The organism is Variovorax sp. 05N34, from assembly GCF_056397405.1.
Map to the genome: position 1 here is coordinate 330,497 of NZ_JBFTNI010000001.1, position 17,173 is coordinate 347,669.

11 protein-coding genes are annotated in these 17,173 nt (G+C 62.1%); 3 read left to right on the top strand and 8 right to left on the bottom strand.

Features of this window, described 5'->3' with window-relative positions:
• Positions 1-20: 20 nt before the first annotated feature.
• Positions 21-1,892, bottom strand: coding sequence for a GMC family oxidoreductase (locus AC1DMA_RS01685; RefSeq protein WP_478123217.1), 1,872 nt, complete (start codon positions 1,890-1,892; stop codon positions 21-23).
• A gap of 22 nt (positions 1,893-1,914) precedes the next feature.
• Positions 1,915-4,452: a hypothetical protein gene (locus AC1DMA_RS01690; RefSeq protein ID WP_478143029.1), complete on the bottom strand. Its 2,538-nt coding sequence runs from the start codon at positions 4,450-4,452 to the stop codon at positions 1,915-1,917.
• Between the two features lie 241 nt (positions 4,453-4,693).
• Here AC1DMA_RS01690 and AC1DMA_RS01695 point away from each other — a divergent pair, with 241 nt between their 5' ends.
• On the top strand, positions 4,694-5,521 hold the full coding sequence (locus AC1DMA_RS01695) for an efflux RND transporter periplasmic adaptor subunit (RefSeq protein ID WP_478143030.1): 828 nt from the start codon (positions 4,694-4,696) through the stop codon (positions 5,519-5,521).
• Positions 5,522-5,598: 77 nt separating this feature from the next.
• On the top strand, positions 5,599-6,450 hold the full coding sequence (locus AC1DMA_RS01700) for a hypothetical protein (RefSeq protein ID WP_478123212.1): 852 nt from the start codon (positions 5,599-5,601) through the stop codon (positions 6,448-6,450).
• 115 nt (positions 6,451-6,565) lie between these two features.
• Here the strand turns inward: AC1DMA_RS01700 and AC1DMA_RS01705 are convergent, their stop codons facing one another.
• The 4 genes from AC1DMA_RS01705 to AC1DMA_RS01720 all read right to left on the bottom strand — a co-directional run bounded on the left by AC1DMA_RS01705 (position 6,566) and on the right by AC1DMA_RS01720 (position 11,576).
• Entirely contained in the window at positions 6,566-8,365 is a 1,800-nt protein-coding gene (locus AC1DMA_RS01705) for a di-heme-cytochrome C peroxidase (RefSeq protein ID WP_478143031.1), read from the bottom strand.
• A gap of 39 nt (positions 8,366-8,404) precedes the next feature.
• Positions 8,405-9,178, bottom strand: coding sequence for a hypothetical protein (locus AC1DMA_RS01710; protein WP_478143032.1), 774 nt, complete (start codon positions 9,176-9,178; stop codon positions 8,405-8,407).
• 74 nt (positions 9,179-9,252) lie between these two features.
• On the bottom strand, positions 9,253-10,752 hold the full coding sequence (locus AC1DMA_RS01715; protein ID WP_478143033.1) for a DUF4331 family protein: 1,500 nt from the start codon (positions 10,750-10,752) through the stop codon (positions 9,253-9,255).
• A gap of 359 nt (positions 10,753-11,111) precedes the next feature.
• Positions 11,112-11,576, bottom strand: a complete 465-nt coding sequence (locus tag AC1DMA_RS01720) for a hypothetical protein (protein WP_478143034.1) — start codon at positions 11,574-11,576, stop codon at positions 11,112-11,114.
• A gap of 1,098 nt (positions 11,577-12,674) precedes the next feature.
• Here AC1DMA_RS01720 and AC1DMA_RS01725 point away from each other — a divergent pair.
• Complete coding sequence (locus AC1DMA_RS01725) at positions 12,675-14,012, top strand: DUF1254 domain-containing protein (RefSeq protein WP_478143035.1); 1,338 nt, start codon at positions 12,675-12,677, stop codon at positions 14,010-14,012.
• 307 nt (positions 14,013-14,319) lie between these two features.
• Here the strand turns inward: AC1DMA_RS01725 and AC1DMA_RS01730 are convergent, their stop codons facing one another.
• On the bottom strand, positions 14,320-15,072 hold the full coding sequence (locus AC1DMA_RS01730) for an SDR family NAD(P)-dependent oxidoreductase (RefSeq protein ID WP_478143036.1): 753 nt from the start codon (positions 15,070-15,072) through the stop codon (positions 14,320-14,322).
• 69 nt (positions 15,073-15,141) lie between these two features.
• On the bottom strand, positions 15,142-17,169 hold the full coding sequence (locus AC1DMA_RS01735) for an acetoacetate--CoA ligase (protein ID WP_478143037.1): 2,028 nt from the start codon (positions 17,167-17,169) through the stop codon (positions 15,142-15,144).
• Between the last annotated feature and the right edge of the window lie 4 nt (positions 17,170-17,173).

The window sequence follows — 17,173 nt, forward strand, 5'->3', positions numbered from 1 at the left end:
CAGCCAATCGTCCAGGGTCGTCAATTTGCCGAAAGGGGTGTGCGCGCTGCTTGATGTAACAGCGCGTCCGCAGCCTTTTCGGCGACCATGTAGACGGCGGCCACGACGAAGAAGCCCGGTATGCGTGGGAACACAGACGCATCGACAACGCGCAGCCGCTTCACGCCATGCACTGCGAAGGCACTGTCCACGACACCGCCTTCGCTTTCCGGGCCAATGGGGCATGAGCAGGAGGCGTGGTGTCCCCACGCGGTATTGCGCACGTAGTTGGACAGCACCTCGTCGCTCTGCACGTCCGGCCCCGGCGCGATCTCTTCCGCGATCCATCCGCTCTTGAGCAATGGCTCCGTCATGCGCCGCACGAAGCGGATCGCCTCCAGCATGGCCTTCAGGTCTTCGCCGGCTTCGTCGCTGCTTTTGTCGAAGTAGTGGAAGTCAACCAGAGGCGTGTCGCGCGCATCGGCCGAGCGAAGGTGCACGGTGCCTGCGCGATTGCGCGTATGTGCCTTCAACACCGCCCAGGTCAGACAGTCGTGGTTGTCGCGAATCCAATTCGAGAAGCCGCTGAAATAGCCTTCGAAGCGCGCCAGCAACGCCATGCAGAAGAGGTCCGGTTCATGCCCCCTGCCCTTTGCGCCCTTCGACCGCTGAACCACCCCCAGTGCGATGCCGTTCGATGCGTACATGCCCGAGTCGCCCTGGTTCCAGTGCCGCCACAAGGTGTCGTCCCGATCGAAGCGGGCGCCCTTCAGCACTTCCCAGGGATCGCGCATGCGATGGGTGATGGCGACTTCGTACCGGTCCTGCAGATTGCGCCCGACGCCGGGCAGGTCGACGCGCACCTCGATGCCATGCACCGTCAGTTCCGACGCCGGCCCAATGCCCGACAGCATGAGCAGTTGCGGCGTGTTGAAAGCGCCGCCGCAGAGGATCACTTCGCGCCGCGCCATCACCTCCCGCCGCTCGCCGGCTTCTTCGCTCGGCTTGGCATGCGCGCGATACAGCCGATCGCCCTTCAGGTATTCCACGCCGCGAGCGCCGCCGTCCGCATCAAAGAGGATTCGTGTCGCCAGCGCGCCGAGTTCGAGGTGCAGCCGGTCGGGATGCCTTTGCGCCACGCCGAGAAGCCGCTCCCGCACGCCCACGCGCCGATGGTTGGAAGTTGCGAGCGGGGTGTAGCAGATGCCTTCGAAGCTGCCGCCGCGCAGGCGCCGCGAGTTGGGGTCGCCCAGGCCGCCGCGAACCCATCGGAGGGTACTCAGCAATGGGCTCGGCAGGCTGCTCGCGAAGGCGTGCGCCGTGTCGCGCAACACGCGCACAAGGCCGTCATCGCCGAGCACGGTCATGGGAATGGCCTTCTCGGTGCGGAGCCACCCCTGCCAGCCGTGCCCGGTGGGATCGAGCCCCAGGTGCCGCAACGCACGCCAGACGGGGCGATGCCGGCAGTCCTCGACGCGCCAGGCATACCGCCGCATCGAAGATGCTCGCCAGGACAAGTCGCCCGTCAGCTTGGCGATGTGGTTCCAGTCCGAAGCGTGCGGCAGCATGAAGATCATCGCGTTGTGCGACGTGCAGCCGCCAAGGCCCGCCGCGCGCGGATAAAGAACGCCCTGCCCCGGCGAATATTTCCAGTCCTTGGCCTGCTGGATGTCGTCCGCGTAGTGCCGAACATGAAAGTTCCAGCTCATGGCTGCGTTCTCGCACGCGAAAGCATGAAAGCCCGGCACATCGTAGTCATCCGGAAGGCGCTCATCGCCGCTGCGCGGATCACCGCCGGCCTCGATCACGAAGACGCGCATGCCGGCTTCGGCAAGCCGTGCCGCCAACGTGCCGCCACCCGCACCCGATCCGACGATGACATAGTCCCAGTCGTTCGTTTCGGCTCCGGGCATGGACGCGATCGGCGGACGGCGATCAGAAGGTCTTCAGGAACGAGATCAGCGCGTGCTTGTCTTCGTCGCTCAGTTCCGGTTCATGGCCGAAAACTTTTTCGTCGGCGCTCAAGCCGTCCTGGCGATTGAACTGCGCCGTGCCGAAATAGTGCCCCCGGTTGACGACGAAGTCGGGGCACTTGCTCAACGCGAGCATCGGCTCCTTGACGGCCGCGAAGTGCTTGCGGAGCTCTTCGTCGGTGGCGCCCGCAGGTGCCGTCGCGAGTGTCTGCTTGAGGGCAACGAGCAGCTCACCCGCGTCTTTCACGTGTCCGGCAGTCTCGCCAACAGTGTCGGCCTCGGCGCGCAGCTTGATATTCGCAAGCAAGTTCACCGGCACGCCCTGTGGAATGGGGCCGAGCTCGATGTCGCCCCCCTCCTTGAAGAGCCACGGTAGCCAGCGATGCAGCGATCCCTGCATGGGCTGCAGCGGCTCCGGCACAAAGCCGGCCGGGATCGTGAGCGTGCTGCGTTCGGTCGTGCGGTCGATCGTGCCCAGCACCTTCGCGCCCAGCACCGAATCGCCCTTGCGCTTCTCCGGCCACAGCATCTGCTCGATCGATTGGTCGAAGACCTTCATGCGGACCTCGACCGATGGATTGTTCTCCGCATCGGCTTCACCCACTGTGTTGTTGAGCAGGAAAGGCGCGGTCGACCAGATACTGATCAGCGAAGGTACGCGTGTGAAGCCGCGGCCGCCCGCGGGCATGACATAGGGCCTGGGCTCGCCGGTGAAAGGGTCGCTCACGGTGATGGTGCCCACGGACGGCAGGCTCTTGTAGGTCTGCGACGAGAAGTTGTCCCAGATATTCCCCTGCAGCGCATTGGTGGCGAGCGGGCTGCAGGCGTTGGTCCTCAGCAGTGTCACGGGCACGCGCTGGTCGGACGAGAGATAGTTGCCATCGAGAAAGTCCGGCGTCTGGACGATCTTTCGCATCTGCGCCTTGTAGTCGTCCGTCTGTGTCCAGCCCCAGTAGCGCTTGAAGCATTCGACATAGCCGGGCCCCGCGCAACGCGCAGGCGTCAGGTCGAGCGATGCCGGTGGCGGCGGTCCCTTGCTGGAGTGGCATCGCGCGCAGGTGTCGGCAAAGGCGATCTTGCCGCGGTCCACCGTGGCGGTGTCGGCGGTGAGGTACTTGTCTCCGCCCGGTGCGTCCTTCAGGTGATCGGGCCGCGCTGCCTTCAGGAAGAACAAGGCGGTGTCGAAGGTACCCGCTTCCGTCGCCTGCCAGTAGCTCGAGTTCTTCTGCGCGGAGGCGATCTTGATCGGCGTGATGGTCTTGCCGCCGGCGACCGGATTGAAATGAAGCAGCCATTCCTCGCTGAAAAGGCCGATGTTGAGGTACACCCGATTGAGCGCACCCAGAAGGCCCACCGAATCGGCACCGTCCTTGAGAACGCGCGGCGTGTGGACGCTGTCGTTGGCCTTGGAGAAGAAGTCCGTCAACGGCCCTTCAGTCACGAAATCGTTGAACTGCCTGTTATTGAGTTCGCCGCCGCTGAGCTTTTCCTGCCCGAGGCGGCTGGCGAGTCCCATGCGAGGCATGAATTCATACACCGCATTCATGGTGCGAGGATTGTTGATGCTGTCGGTGGACACCAGCGATGTGTCCATGGTGCCCGGCCGGTACGTATGGGCCAGTTGGAACATGTAGTTTGTCCGCCCTTCCGGCTTGTTCGAGTTGTGGATGAAGAGTCGGTCCACCCACATGTACTGCGCGCCGACCGATGAACTCAGGTTCTCGAACTTTGGGTTGTTCGGGTCCGCCGGCGGCTTGACGGGGCTCGGCCCCAGATGGCAGAAGCCGCACGACATGCCGACGCGGTACGGCCGCACGAGATCCTTGCGGTTGTAGTAGTTCGGGTCGGTGTAGTACTTCTCCGCATCCCACTCCTTGGCCGCCTTCTCATCGAACGCCGGATTGGGAAAAAGACGCAGACCCGCAATGCCCGTCGCCCATCCGTAGTAGGAACCGACAGGCTGCGTCGTGCCATCGCCGAGCGATTTGCCGCGCGATCCGACGGCCACGCCCGGGTACTTGCTTTCGTTCTCGAATGGATCGGGCGCGCAGCCCTTGCTGCGGACGTCGAGCCACAGGCCGCGCCGGTCCTTGTCGGGGCCGGCGGCGTTCTCGAAGCAGGGTTCGTTCACAAGCCCGAAGTACTTCCACCGGTTGGCGCGCGAATAGCCTTGGCTCGGATGCGAGCTGATGATCTTCAGCAGGTCGAACGCGCCGAAGGTGTAGTCGGTCATCTGGCTCCAGAAGCGGTCGTTTCCGCCGCTCCAGACCAGCCACATGTTGCGTCCCTTGATCTCTTCCGGCGTCAGCGAGATGCCGCCGTCCATGTCATGGAAGTAGTCCTCGCCGGCCTGGGGAAACGAAGCCGCGTCCCTGCCGGCGAGCCGCGCCTCGTCGAGGACTTCGCCCGGCTGCGGTCCCTTGGAGCAAGCCGCCAGCAAGGCGCAAGCGAGCAAGAGCCACAACGCTGCCGCGCGCCAGCAAGCTCGGATCATTGCCATTTCTCCTGCGTCTCCGGGTTCGACGTGAGGCGCAGTGTGGTGGGGGGCCGGCTGCTTGCCTATCGGCCATGCGCGGTAATTCGAAGGGCGTACGCGGTCGAAGGAGGTACGCTGCGGAGGGCGGGCTCTGTGCACAGTCCCTGTCAAGCCGTTCGCAGTCGCGCCGATGCGCAAGACCGGGACGCGAAAGTTGGCTAGGATGCGCCGACGATCCCTCGACCTGAGGTTTCAGAGGATTCAATTGCCTTACAGCTCACCGGGAAGCCGCACGCACCGGACCACAGCCTCATGCTTTCTTCTGCTGGTGCTTGCGATTGGCGGATGCGGCAATCGACAGGAATCCGCCGCGCCCGCGCAGATGCTTCCGACGGTGCTCGTCGTCACCCTGACTGCCGCGCCCGTGGCCAACATCGTCGAGCTGCCCGGACGGATCGAGCCCGTTCGCACGGCCGAGGTGCGCGCCCGGGTCGACGGCATCGTCGAGCGCATGCTGTTCGATGAAGGCAGGGACGTCGACGCCGGCGCGCCGCTGTTCCAGATCGACCCGCCCGACACCCGGGCACTCCTGCAGCAAGCCCAGGCCGCATTGAAGCGGGCCGAGGCCTCTCGCGTCAATGCCGCATCCATCGTGAATCGCTTCGAGCCGCTGGTGAGCCGCCAGGCCGTGAGCGCGCAGGAGTTCGACGCCGCCTTGGCCACGCTGCGCCAGGCCGAAGCGAACGTCTCCGATGCGAGCGCGGAAGTCACCCGCGCGCAACTGAAGGTCGATCGCAGCACGGTCCGCGCGCCCATCGCAGGTCGCGTCGGCCGCGCGCTTGTCACCGAGGGCGCACTCGTCAGTGCCAGCGCAGCCACGCTGATGACGCAGATCAACCAGCTCTCGCCGATCTCGGCCACCTTCTCGCAATCCAATTCGGAAGTCCTCGATTTCGAGCAGCAGATCCGCTCCGGGCTGATCAAGGTCCCTGACATGTCGCACATCGAGGTGCGCCTGAAAAGGAGGCTTGCCTACCTGCTGGCAGATCGCATGACTTTTTTCGAGCTCGCAAGGCTCTCCATCGACACTTAGCCCTCCGTCGCGAGGCTACATGCGGAACTGGGGCCGGCCGTGCTGGCTTAGGTCATCTCAACTTCGTCAACGGCGACATGAAAGCTCCTGCGACAGACTTTGTCCGCCTGAGAACACTGCTGCTGGGTATGACGCTGGCCGTTGGTGGCTGTACTACTTACGGGGTGGTTGAGAACGTGCCCGTGACTCCGGACCACCATGGCCCTGTTTACGCATTGAGTGAGTTTGTCAAGAATCCGAACCGCCGTTCCGACGAGCTAATGCTCGCAGTCGCTTTCTCGGGTGACGGCACGCGCGCTGCGGCCCTGTCCTATGGCGTCCTTCAGGAACTGCGCGACACCCAAGTGAAGATGAATGGCCAGTCCAAAAGCCTGCTCGATACGATCGACGTCATTAGTTCGGTGTCCGGAGGCAGTTTCACGTCGCCTTGCTACGGCCTCTACGGCAATCGCATCTTCGTCGACTATGAAGAGCGATTTCTTCGCAGCGACGTCGAAGGCGCCCCGCTGCGCGGCCTGTTAGATCCCGCCCGGTGGTTCAGCAGCGACAGCCGCACCGAGATGGCGGTGACCTACTACAAGCAGGCGTTTTTCGGCGATGCGACCTTCGGCGATCTGATCAAGCGTGATGGACCGCTGATCCTGATCAACAGATCCGATCTGAGTTCGGGAGGGCGCTTCTCGTTTGTCCAGGATCGCCATCATCTCGGTCAACGCGGCGGCCGACTCGCCCGGCGGGGTCGGAGACAGCACTCGAGAGCCAAGTCTCGAGAAGACGATGAACGCCGTCGCCACGCTTCAGCAGACACAACAGAACCTCGACCGCTGGACTCGCGAACTATCGACGCCCGAACGGACCGTGAGTTCGTACTTCATCCGGCTGAGCTTCGAGGACGTGCCCGATCTTCCGTTGCGCCGCTTCCTCAATGAGATGTGCGACATGGCGCCGTCGGATGTCTTGCTGCTGCGAGGCACCATTAAATGATGCGGCTCGGTCCAGGGCGGTCTTTTTTCAGGGAGCTCGGCACGGGCACGGCGTGGTTAGTCAATGAGCGGAGACCTTGCTCCAAGGCGAATTCCCGCTTCGCGCGTCCGGCGGTCCGCCGAAAGGCGTAACGCGCCCGGCCTCGTCGGGGATGGATTTCAGGTATTCGACCAACGCCCACCGCTGCTGCTCGGTCAACAAAGGACCGATCACGCCATTGCCCCGAGGGCCGTTCTCGAACGAATGCCCAGCATTTGAATTTCCGCTCAAGGATGTATCGAACAGGAAGCTTCCCGAATTGCCGCTCGTATCGATCCCGACCTTGACGGGGTCGAACTCTCGCCCGACGTAGAACTTCTTGCTGCGCTGGCTCGCCGGGACCAACATTTCGTACAGGCTCGGGACTGAGCCGTTGTGCATGAACGGCGCGGTCGCCCAAACACCATCGCGCGGCGCTGCCTTGTAAGAATCGACCGGAGCTGGGGGTGACGGAAGCTCTCGATAGCCATTCATGACGAGCTTTTCTGCGTCAGTAGGTTTCAGTGCCTCCATGGCCCGGCGCAGAGTGCCCTCTACGAGTACTAGCCTAAGAATTTGCGTAGGGACAATGGCTTGACCTTTGTACGGAGGCGGCAGGTAGTCGCTGAACTCCCCGGTCAGCGCGTACGGCTGGGTCCTGACGAATTGGGCAGGATCGGTGCCCACGTATTTCTGAGGCACCAGACCGACTTCGAGGAAGCGCTTGCCGTACTTGTTGGGTGGGGTCCAGGTGTACGGATATGAGTTGTGGCAGGACGCACAGTTGCTGGCAAACAGCGCCTTGCCCTGACGTACCTTCTGCTGGTCGAGCTTGCCCAGAACATTTTCGGGCCATTTGGGCGGAGCGAGCCGGCTCAGCAGATCCTCAATCTTCTGAAGATTGGGCAACATGGCACCCGAGCTGAAAAGCCCTTCTTGCGGTGTCTTTGAGCGGAGGTCCATTGGCAAAAATACGCCGAGTGTTTCGCCATGATTGCGCACGAGAGGATCCTGCACTACTCCGGCCCATTGGGTCCATGAGCCCTGTGGAGCGTTCCATACAAAGGGAGGCTTGACGGGCGCCATAGGTGAAGACCAGTTCTCGGCAATGCCGGTTTCCGTCGCCAGCAGTCGGGTGGTAATCAGATTGAATGCGTCGATGCGCCCTGGCCCCCAAACCACCGGTGTTGCAATGGTTGTGGTGCGGTATGCATGAACCTGCGCCGCTTCGGTTTCAAGGCGCTTGCGGAATGCGGCCTTGGCGTCGGGGCTCGTGGCGTTCGCGCGAGAGGCCAATCGGTCGAACTTGGAGGCATCAGTCAAGGTCGCTTGCAGCGCGTCATCGAGGGCGAAAACGTATGACATGGGATCGAAGGTGTGATTGAAGCCACCATCGATACGGATCTTCTTTCCCTGATAGTTCAGCTGCGCGTTGTGGCAGGCGGCACAGGTGATGGCCATGGACTCGCCCTTCCAGCGGCCTTGCGTCACGACTGTTTTGGTCAAGCCGATCGGTAACGCATCCGGATTGGTCCGTGGGTTCGGAGCCTGTGCGATCAGGCCGTAGCGTTCACTGACGGCATCGGAGCGGAACATCTCTTCGCTGCCTGCGACCTCAAGGCCCAAAAAAATGTCATAAGAGATGATCTGGGAGCCTTGCTCTATCTGGTAGTAGGTTTCCCGATCAGCCTGCGACCATGCTTGATTCAGATAGATGACGGAATCTGGAGATGTCTGCGCGGTGGCAAGCGGGACGAGCAAGGCAGCGGAGGCACACAAGCCACCAATGAATGCAGCCAGCACGGTCCTCGTCCAGCGTGTGTTCGATACTGTTTCGCGCATGGTGATCTCCTTCGATGGATATCGGATTGTTTCGGCGTATCAGAAAAAGAAGGTCAGGCGACCGTAGACGACATACCGGTACAGCGGGTTGTCCTTGGTGAACGCATACGCAGCGCCGAAGCCGAACTCGGTCGTCTTCGATAGCCGCTTGAGCAACATAAGGTCGAGGGGCACCAACCACTTGCGCGTCTCCTGGTTGTAGCTGATGCCGTTCTCGGGCCAGGTGACCAGCGACCAGTTGTTGGGCAGGGCAAAGGTGACGATCGGATAGAGATCCAGATTTCTGACCTGTGCCGCGCTGGAGGAGGTCGCGTGATAGCTCATGAAGTAGCGCGCCACCGGGCTGATCGTGATGCCGTGCTCAGGCATCGCGTAGACCACGCTCACCGCCGGCGCCCATTGATACTGCTGCGAGCCGAACGGGCTGGCCCCACCGGTCGGGAACACGAGACGCACACTCGCCCACGCCTTCAGGTTCGGGGCCAAATCGGGCGAGGTAAAGATCTCTTCGACAAACCAGTCGTTGATTCCGGCCTTCCATCCGCCGGAAGAGTTGTCCGTGCCCGCCGCGTTCGTGTAGGTCAACGGCAGGTCGATGCGCTGCGTGAATGTCCAGCCGCCGGAGAGTTGGAAAGGAATATAAAAGCGGGGCTGGTACAGCCATTGCCCGCTGTCGTCAGTGTTGCGCTGATACGAAAGCCAGCTATCGAAACGCACGTTGGTCGCCGGCTGCGACACAGACTCCTGTGCCACGGCGCAACCACCGGCCGCGCAACCGAACCACATCAGGGAGAGCGCGAGTGGCTTGCGCATTTCAGTTGATTGCGCTGATCAGGTCGGGCCCGAGTGCCACGACGCACGGGATTCGGTCTGTGGATTCATCTTGGTCACGCGAACCGCTTCTTCAGGCTCTCGAGCCCGACCTTCTGCAACGTGGCGACGATGGTCTTGATGATGATGGTTGGCTGACCGTCCGAAAGGTACTGCACGCGCCAGTTCACCGAACTGCCGCTGCCCTTGGGCGTCACATCCAGAACGCCGGTGTAGTTCGAGGCTTCCACACCGCTGATGCCCGAATATCGGTACTCGCGACGGAAATCATCGATGGCGTCGAGTCGCTCCACCATGCGTTTGCCGTCGATCGTCTCCACCGTTCGCAGTTGGCCGACCCCGGAGCCGGTCAAGCGGATGTTGGCAATCAACGGATGCCAGGCTGCGCCAAACGGACCGATCAGGGCCCAGACCTTGTCAGCCGACGCATTGAGTTCCACCGAGTCCGCCACTGTCTGCAGTTCGGCATTCGGAGGCGCCAGATAGGGGAAGGTATTGAGCCCCAATTGAGTCGCGCGGGTGGCGCCACCGTGCAACGGTTCACGATCGCGATTCACGATCCAGGTCAGCAAAATGTCAATGTCGTGCGCATTGATGGTTCTGCCGCCGCCAGTCTGGTACGGGCGGCCATTGAGCGTGCTCTTCTCGATCTCCAGAAAACTCGTGTCGGTCGTCGGCTTGGCCACATCGATCAGCATGAAATCGTCGAGAAAGACATTCGCGCTTGCGTTCAACTGGGCCGTCGACCAGTCGGCCTTGCCGTCGCGCAGATCATATTGCTGGAGGCTGTCGAACAGGCGCTGGCGAAAGACCGGCGCGAACTGGGGCGAAATCGCGAAGGGCGTCTGCTGGTTCCACAAGTCGCGCAGATCTTCGACATCCTTCAACCCCGGGTTGTTGAGCCGGACATTGGTTTGCTCGGTGCGGCCGACCCAGTCGAAGCGCGGCGGCGGATGGCCGACGACACCGCGGGCCCGGGGGATCGGTGTCGTTTCGGCGATGACCCCGAACAGGGACCCCTGGGCTGGATCGAGCACACGAAGTGTGTCGAAATCGACCAGGAAGCTCAGCACGTTGTCGTGCTCGAGGATATTCACGAATGGCTTCAGATCGTCCTCGCCGACCAGCCAAGCCAGAAGGAACGGATCGGAGCGCAGCCCTGCGAACACGCGGAATGTTCCGTCAGGTGTCGTCGCGCCTTTTTCGTCGTTGACGACGAAGCTCAACTTTTGCCCATCCGGCAAGGTGCAGCTCCCCCGTTGGATCGGCTTTCCGCCCGGCTGCATATCGAGGCGGCCGAAGCGGAAACTGAAGCGGAATTCCCGGTCGCCAGACTGAAACTTTGCGGCGTCGCCGAGGCCGGCAACTGTCACACGTCGTGCGACGATGGAATGATCGGCGGCATCGCTAAACATCGCGCTGCTTCCCGCCGAGGGAAACACGTCGGCGGCAAAGACGGTCCGTTCCGGGTTCTGCGGGCTCCTGAAGCCGAACAGATCGGTCATGTCGATGGAGGGATCACCAATGGATCGTGGCCCATCTATATGGTCGGACATGGGTGCTCCTGACGCCGCGTCGACGGCGCGTTCGCTTGAACATTGCGGCCGGCAACGCCGCGCGCGGACTTGCTGGCAGCATTCTTGGCTTCCCCCAAGCCTCGCACCATACGTATGCACACGCACAGCCACGTACGTGGAACCGCCTCAATTTTTTGTCAAATGTCCCGAGCACCTATCTTCAGCAGGGTGCGACCGCCTCCATCTGCATAGCTGTTACTGGCGTTCCGAACGCGGGCGATGGCAGTGGGTGGCCTTCTTCATGGCTGCCATGCCATTGATGACCAGTAATCCAAGGGCAGCGTAGATGGCGCCCTACCGCTTGCTATGCGGCGACGTCGCCGATCTCACTGGCCGCGCTACTCTGCTGGTATGGCTTGAAGAATGCTTCCAAAGTAGCCGTTGCGCCCGACAAAGCAATCGGCCTTCAGCATGCTGATGTCTGTCGATTCGAACTTGAAGTAGACCAACCCTGGCTGAGAGATGTTTAAGGGAAGTTTGCCAACGTTTGGCCCTGGAGTGGCTACGAAGGCTCCAACGTGGTCAGTTCCCTCGAAGTGAGAGGTGAGGGTCACTTGCAAAGGCACAGTGCCCACGTTCACGTACGCACACGAGGCAGTTTCGTTGATCGCGAGGAAGAATGGCTGCGTCGCCAGAACTGTCGGTGCCCGTTTGCCGTTTCTTCCTTTCTCGGGTTCATTCTGGTCGGCCGATGCGGAAATCGATGTCACCATCAGTCCGATTGCAGCCGCGGCGCAGGCGGCTACCCACCTAGGGAACCTGCGGCTTATGCGTCGCGCTGCGGGAGAATAAAGGTCTTCCATGATTCGCACTCCATCTGAATCGTCGCGGCTGGGTATCGGCTCGAATCTGCGGCGTAAGTCGAGTCGGGACGCATCTCAATAGCGGTAAAAATTCTTTAGATACGCATCGGTCGCACATGCTGGATGCGTCAATTCAGCATTGATGCAACATCCGATTTGGCTCTGCCTGTGACCTGGCTCTGTGGCGGGCTGCTGCGCAAGACAGTGTTCACTGGCCACCGATGCTATAGAGAACGTGACCACCGTCACTGATAGACGCACTCGCCCGGAGGATGCTGGTGTCCCTCGATTCGAACTTGCAGTAGTTCGCCACCGGTAAGACCTGGTGCCCGGGGGTGATTCCGTCGCCAGCAACGGAGCCCGGCTGCAGGGTGAAGGTGCTAACGTGATCTGGAATTGGATGCTCAGCCACGGTTAGTTCTGTGTGGAAGGTCATGGTGACCTGCTGAGGTACGGTGCCAATGTTCGCGACAACGCAACTGAATCCTTGCAGTAGCTCGAGGAATAGCGGAGGCGTCACGAGTAATGTTGGCGGGCCTTTGCGCGAGCTGCCGCCGGAACTCTCGTTTACGTTTTGATCAGCCGATGCGGGAATCGATGTCAGCATCAATCCGATTGCGGTTGTTGCGCAGGCGGCCACCCAATGCGCAAACCTGCGACTTTGGCCTGACGCTGCCGAAGGAACCAGGTCTTCCATAGCTCGATCTCCAAGATCTGCCGCAGTACGGAAGACTCGAGTGCGCGGCGAAAGACGAGCCTGGGCTCCGCTGATGCTCGAAACGACGGCGGTCGCCGACAAGGGCATGCCCAAGGTGCAGCACTATAGGCTTCGCTCTATGGAGCGCAAGCCCTGAACTGGGGTCGACAGCCCGGTTATTCTTTGGCCCCCTCCGCACGCGCTCCCGGCACGGCATCACAGCTCGTGTGCGAAGGCGAAGGTCGCGCGCCATCGCCATCAGCGTCTATTCAAAATGGAAAATTGCACGCACACTGCGCGGGCAGCACCAGCCCGACTGCCTGCCGACGGTCGAAAAGCGATCAAGACTTTTGGAAGCCCAACGCCGCGGCCCTCAGGGCAGCTTCTTGAAGAGGATCACGATGACTTCTAAGTCTATTTCGGAGCAGGACGCCCAAGAAATTGCAGTCGATGCCTATGTCTATTGCTATCCGCTGGTGACCATGGACCTCACCCGCCTGCAATGCACCAACATCGAAGCGGGCAAGCAGTTCGGCAAGGGGCCGACGAACACCTTCGTCAACGTGCCGGCTTATCCGCCCGCAGATTTCAGGGCCGTGGTGCGGCCGAACTTCGACACCCTCTACTCCATTGCTTGGCTGGATCTGACGAAGGAGGCCCTGATCGTCACTGCGCCGGACACTGCCGGGCGCTTCTATTTGCTGCCGATGCTTGATATGTGGTCAGACGTCTTCGCCTCGCCCGGGTGGCGCACCACAGGCACCCAGGCGAGCAGCTTTCTGGTTACGCCGCCCGGCTGGAGCGGCAGCGTGCCCGAGGGATGCACCCAGATCGCGGCGCCAACTCCGTACGTTTGGATCATCGGTCGCACCCGCACCGACGGTCCCTCGGACTACGCCGCGGTACACGAAATTCAGGCCGGCTATACCGTCAGCCCGCTATCGAACCGCGGAAAGCCGAATGCCGCCACCCCCGTGAAAATCGACCCCAGCGTTGACATGAAGAAACCGCCGAAGACGCAGGTCGACAGCATGCCGGCCGCCAGCTACTTCGCCTATGCGGCGGAGCTAATGAAGCTGCACCCGCCGCACCTCACCGACCAGCCGATCGTCGCCCGGATGAAACACATCGGTCTCGAGCCAGGAAAGCCCTTCGACTTCGACCGGCTCGCTCCCGAGGTGCAAAAGGCGCTCGCCGGTGCGCCTGCCGCCGCCCAGGAGTTGATGGCGTGGAAGGTCGCGACCCTGGCCCGTGTCGCCAATGGCTGGTCGATGAACACTGACACCATGGGCGTCTACGGCACCTACTACCTGAAGCGAGCCATCGTGGCCCAGGTCGGCCTCGGCGCCAACCTGCCAGAGGATGCGATCTATCCACTGAACATCATGGATGATGCCGGCAAGCCGCTCTCCGGCGCTAACAAGTACACCATCCACTTCGACAAGGGCGCGACACCGCCGGTGAATGCTTTCTGGTCGATCACGCTCTATGACGACGAAGGCTTTCAGGTGGCGAACGGGCTGGATCGGTTTGCTCTGAGCAGTTGGATGCCTTTCACAACCAACGCGGACGGGTCGTTGGACCTCTACTTCCAGAACGAGAGCCCTGGCAAAGACCTCGAAGCGAATTGGCTGCCGGCGCCCAAGGGCACGTTCAATTTGACGATGCGCCTCTACTCGCCGAGGGGGGACGCACTGACTGGCAAATGGAATCCGCCGACGGTGAAGGCATTGAGATAGCCCCGCTGCGGCTTGGCGATGTTGATGGAGGCTGGAACCGAGTGGATCCGATCAGCAATGACCGATTGCTGTCGTGAAGTGGTCATTGCCTGCTGACGGATCCGACGTCGGCTCATGGGCCGATTGTGGTCTTTAAGGTCATTTCGGGCGGCAAGACTCGAGTCGAAAACCTACGTCTTGCGCCGCTGCACCATCACGTCCAGCCGTTGGGCTGACATCGGCCACCTCAATGGAGCAAGACCGCGCGTTTGCCGAAGAGACGGTGTTGCGGTACAGCATGCGAAGCTCGACCGATCGTGCACCCTTTTCAATGAAATACGGACCCGCCGTCGACAGCGACCACCTGTCCCGTGATGAAGCTCGCATCCTGGCTCGCAAGAAAGAAGATGACATTGGCAAGATCGGCGGGGTAGGCGTCACGTTTGATCAGCCTGGTCGCGATCGCCGCTTCCGAGTAGGGACGAAGTTCAGGTTGCGCCGCGGCGTTCTCGGAAAGCGTGAAGCCGGGCGCGACCGCGTTGACCAGGATGTTGTCGCGCGCGAATTCGCTTGCGAGGGCACGGGTCATCGAGATGATGGCACCTTTGCTGGCGACGTACTGCATGAGCCCCGGCGTGCCCTTGAAGGCAGTGCCCGAACTGAGATTGATGATCCGTCCCGAACCTGCGGCGCGCATGTGAGGCGAGACCGCGCGGCACATGCGAAAGATGCCAACCACGTTCACGTCATACACGCGAAGCCAGTCCTCGGATGTCTTCTGCTCGAACGGGCCGGGCTTCAGCCCGGACGCGATCGCGGCGTTGTTCACCAGGATGTCGATGCGGCCCCAATGCTCCATCGTGCCTGCCACCAGCGCTGCAACGCTGTCATCGCTCGACACATCCGCCGTCATCGCATCAACGTCGAGGCCCTCGGCCCTCAGGCCGGCTGCAGCAGCCTCATGCCCCTTGATGTCGGCGATAGCGACGGAAGCGCCCTCCTCAGCCAATCGCCTGGCAGCAGCAAGTCCGATGCCGGTTGCTGCGCCGGTCACGATGGCGCATTGCCCTTTCAGCTTCATCTATCTCTCCAAAACGCTCGGCCTCTCGACACGCGGCACCATGCCGCGACGTTCGGTCTCGAGAAAATTTCAATTCGTTGTCGGCGCGACTTTCGATGCGAAGTCGCGGTACCAGGCGATGCACTCTGGATTGGCCATCGCGTCGGCGTTGAACACCTGCGCAGGCGGATGACCCAGCAGCAGCTTCTTGAGTGGAAGCTCCTGCTTCTTTCCCGAGAGGGTGCGCGGCACGGCCGGCGCCTCGAAGATCTCGTCCGGAACAAAGCGAGGCGACAAGACATCGCGGATCGCGCCTCGAATACGCGCCTCGAGCGCGTCGTCGAGTACATGGTCGGCACGCAGGACCACGAAGAGCGGCATGTAGCTGGGGCGACCCAGGTATTCGAGGTCAACGACCAGGCTGTCCACGATTTCAGGCAGTGCCTCGACCGCTCGGTAGATCTCGCTCGTGCCCATGCGATGGCCATGACGATTGATCGTCGCGTCGCTCCGGCCGTAGATGATGCAGCCACCATCCGGGAGGATCTCGATCCAGTCGCCGTGCCGCCACACGGCACCGCGCCCGCCGTTGCGGCCGTGGCCAGGCGGATAAGTATCGAAATAGCTCGCTTGATAGCGCGCGCCGTCCGTGTCGCCCCAGAAGAACAGCGGCATCGACGGTGCCGGCTGCGTGCAGACGAGTTCGCCCACCTGCCCCGTCAATGACCGGCCCGACTCGTCCCACGCCTCGACCGCGAAACCCAGTAGCCGGCACTGCATGACGCCAGGACGTTGGGGCAACTCGGGGTTGCATCCAATGAAGGCGCCTGCGAAGTCGGTACCGCCGGAGAGATTGCACCAAAAGATCTCGGGTCCATCAGAGTTCAGAGCGCAAAACTGGTCCGTGCCCCAGCGTTGCGCGTCTTCTCCAAGCGGCGAACCCGTACTGCCCAACGCACGCACACGGCTCAGGTCACCGCAAGTTCCAAGGTCAAGACCGGACTTCATGCAGCTGGCGAAGAACGCAGCACCCGCACCGAAGAATGTCACACCCGTTTCGGCGGCGAAGCGCCACAGCACGCCCCAGTCGGGCGCATCCTTGGTGCCGCTTGGACTGCCGTCGTAAATGCAGCAGGTGGTGCCGAGAAGCAAACCACCCACCTGGGCGTTCCACATGATCCAGCCGGTGGCGCTGTACCAGTGATAGCGTTCGCTCAGATGGTGGGGCGCGTAACTCGCACCGACATCGTTGTGCAGCGCGAGCGCTGCAAGTTGCACGAGCGCCGTGCCGCCGTGTCCGTGCACGATGGCCTTGGGCACTCCCGTGGTTCCACTGGAATACACGATCCACAACGGGTGATCGAAGGGCAGCCAGAGGGGCTCGAAGGTGGCGGTCTCATCGTCGTCGCGCATCGTGACCTGTCCGAAGTCCGCATGCGCATCGAGATCGCCTCCCGTCGAGAGCCCGGAGCGCAGCACCAGCACCTGCTCCACGGTAGGCAGTCCCGCGCGCAACTCTCGGACCGTGTTGCTTCGATCGAGGCTGCGGCCCGCGTAGCGCACCCCATCACAGGCGATCAGCACCTTGGGCTGGATCTGGCGAAACCGGTCCAGCACCGAGCCGGTGCCCATGTCGGGTGCGCAGACGCTCCAGATTGCACCGACGCTCACGGTTGCCAGGAAGGCGACGATGGTCTCCGGCACGTTCGGCATGTAGGCCGCAACGCGATCGCCAGGCTCGACCCCGCGATCCCGCAGGAACAACGCGAGCGCGGCCACCTGTTGCCGAAGCTCGGGCCAGGCAAGGGTCCTGTCTTGTCCTAGTTCGTTGCGGCTCACAATGGCCGGATGGCCTCCTTGCTGCGCAGGCTCGACGTGGCGGAACACGTGGTGTGCGTAGTTGAAGCGAGCCCCCTCGAACCACTTGGCGCCCGGCATGACGTTATCGCCCAGTGCCTGCCGGTGCGGCGTCGGCGAGCGCAGATCGAAATAGTCCCAGACGCTCTGCCAGAAGACACCCACATCGGCAATCGACCAGCGCCAAAGCGCGTCGTAGTCGTCGAGCATAAGGCCGCGCGTGCGGGCGACCCATTCGCGGTATCGCTTGATCTCGGGCATCAGG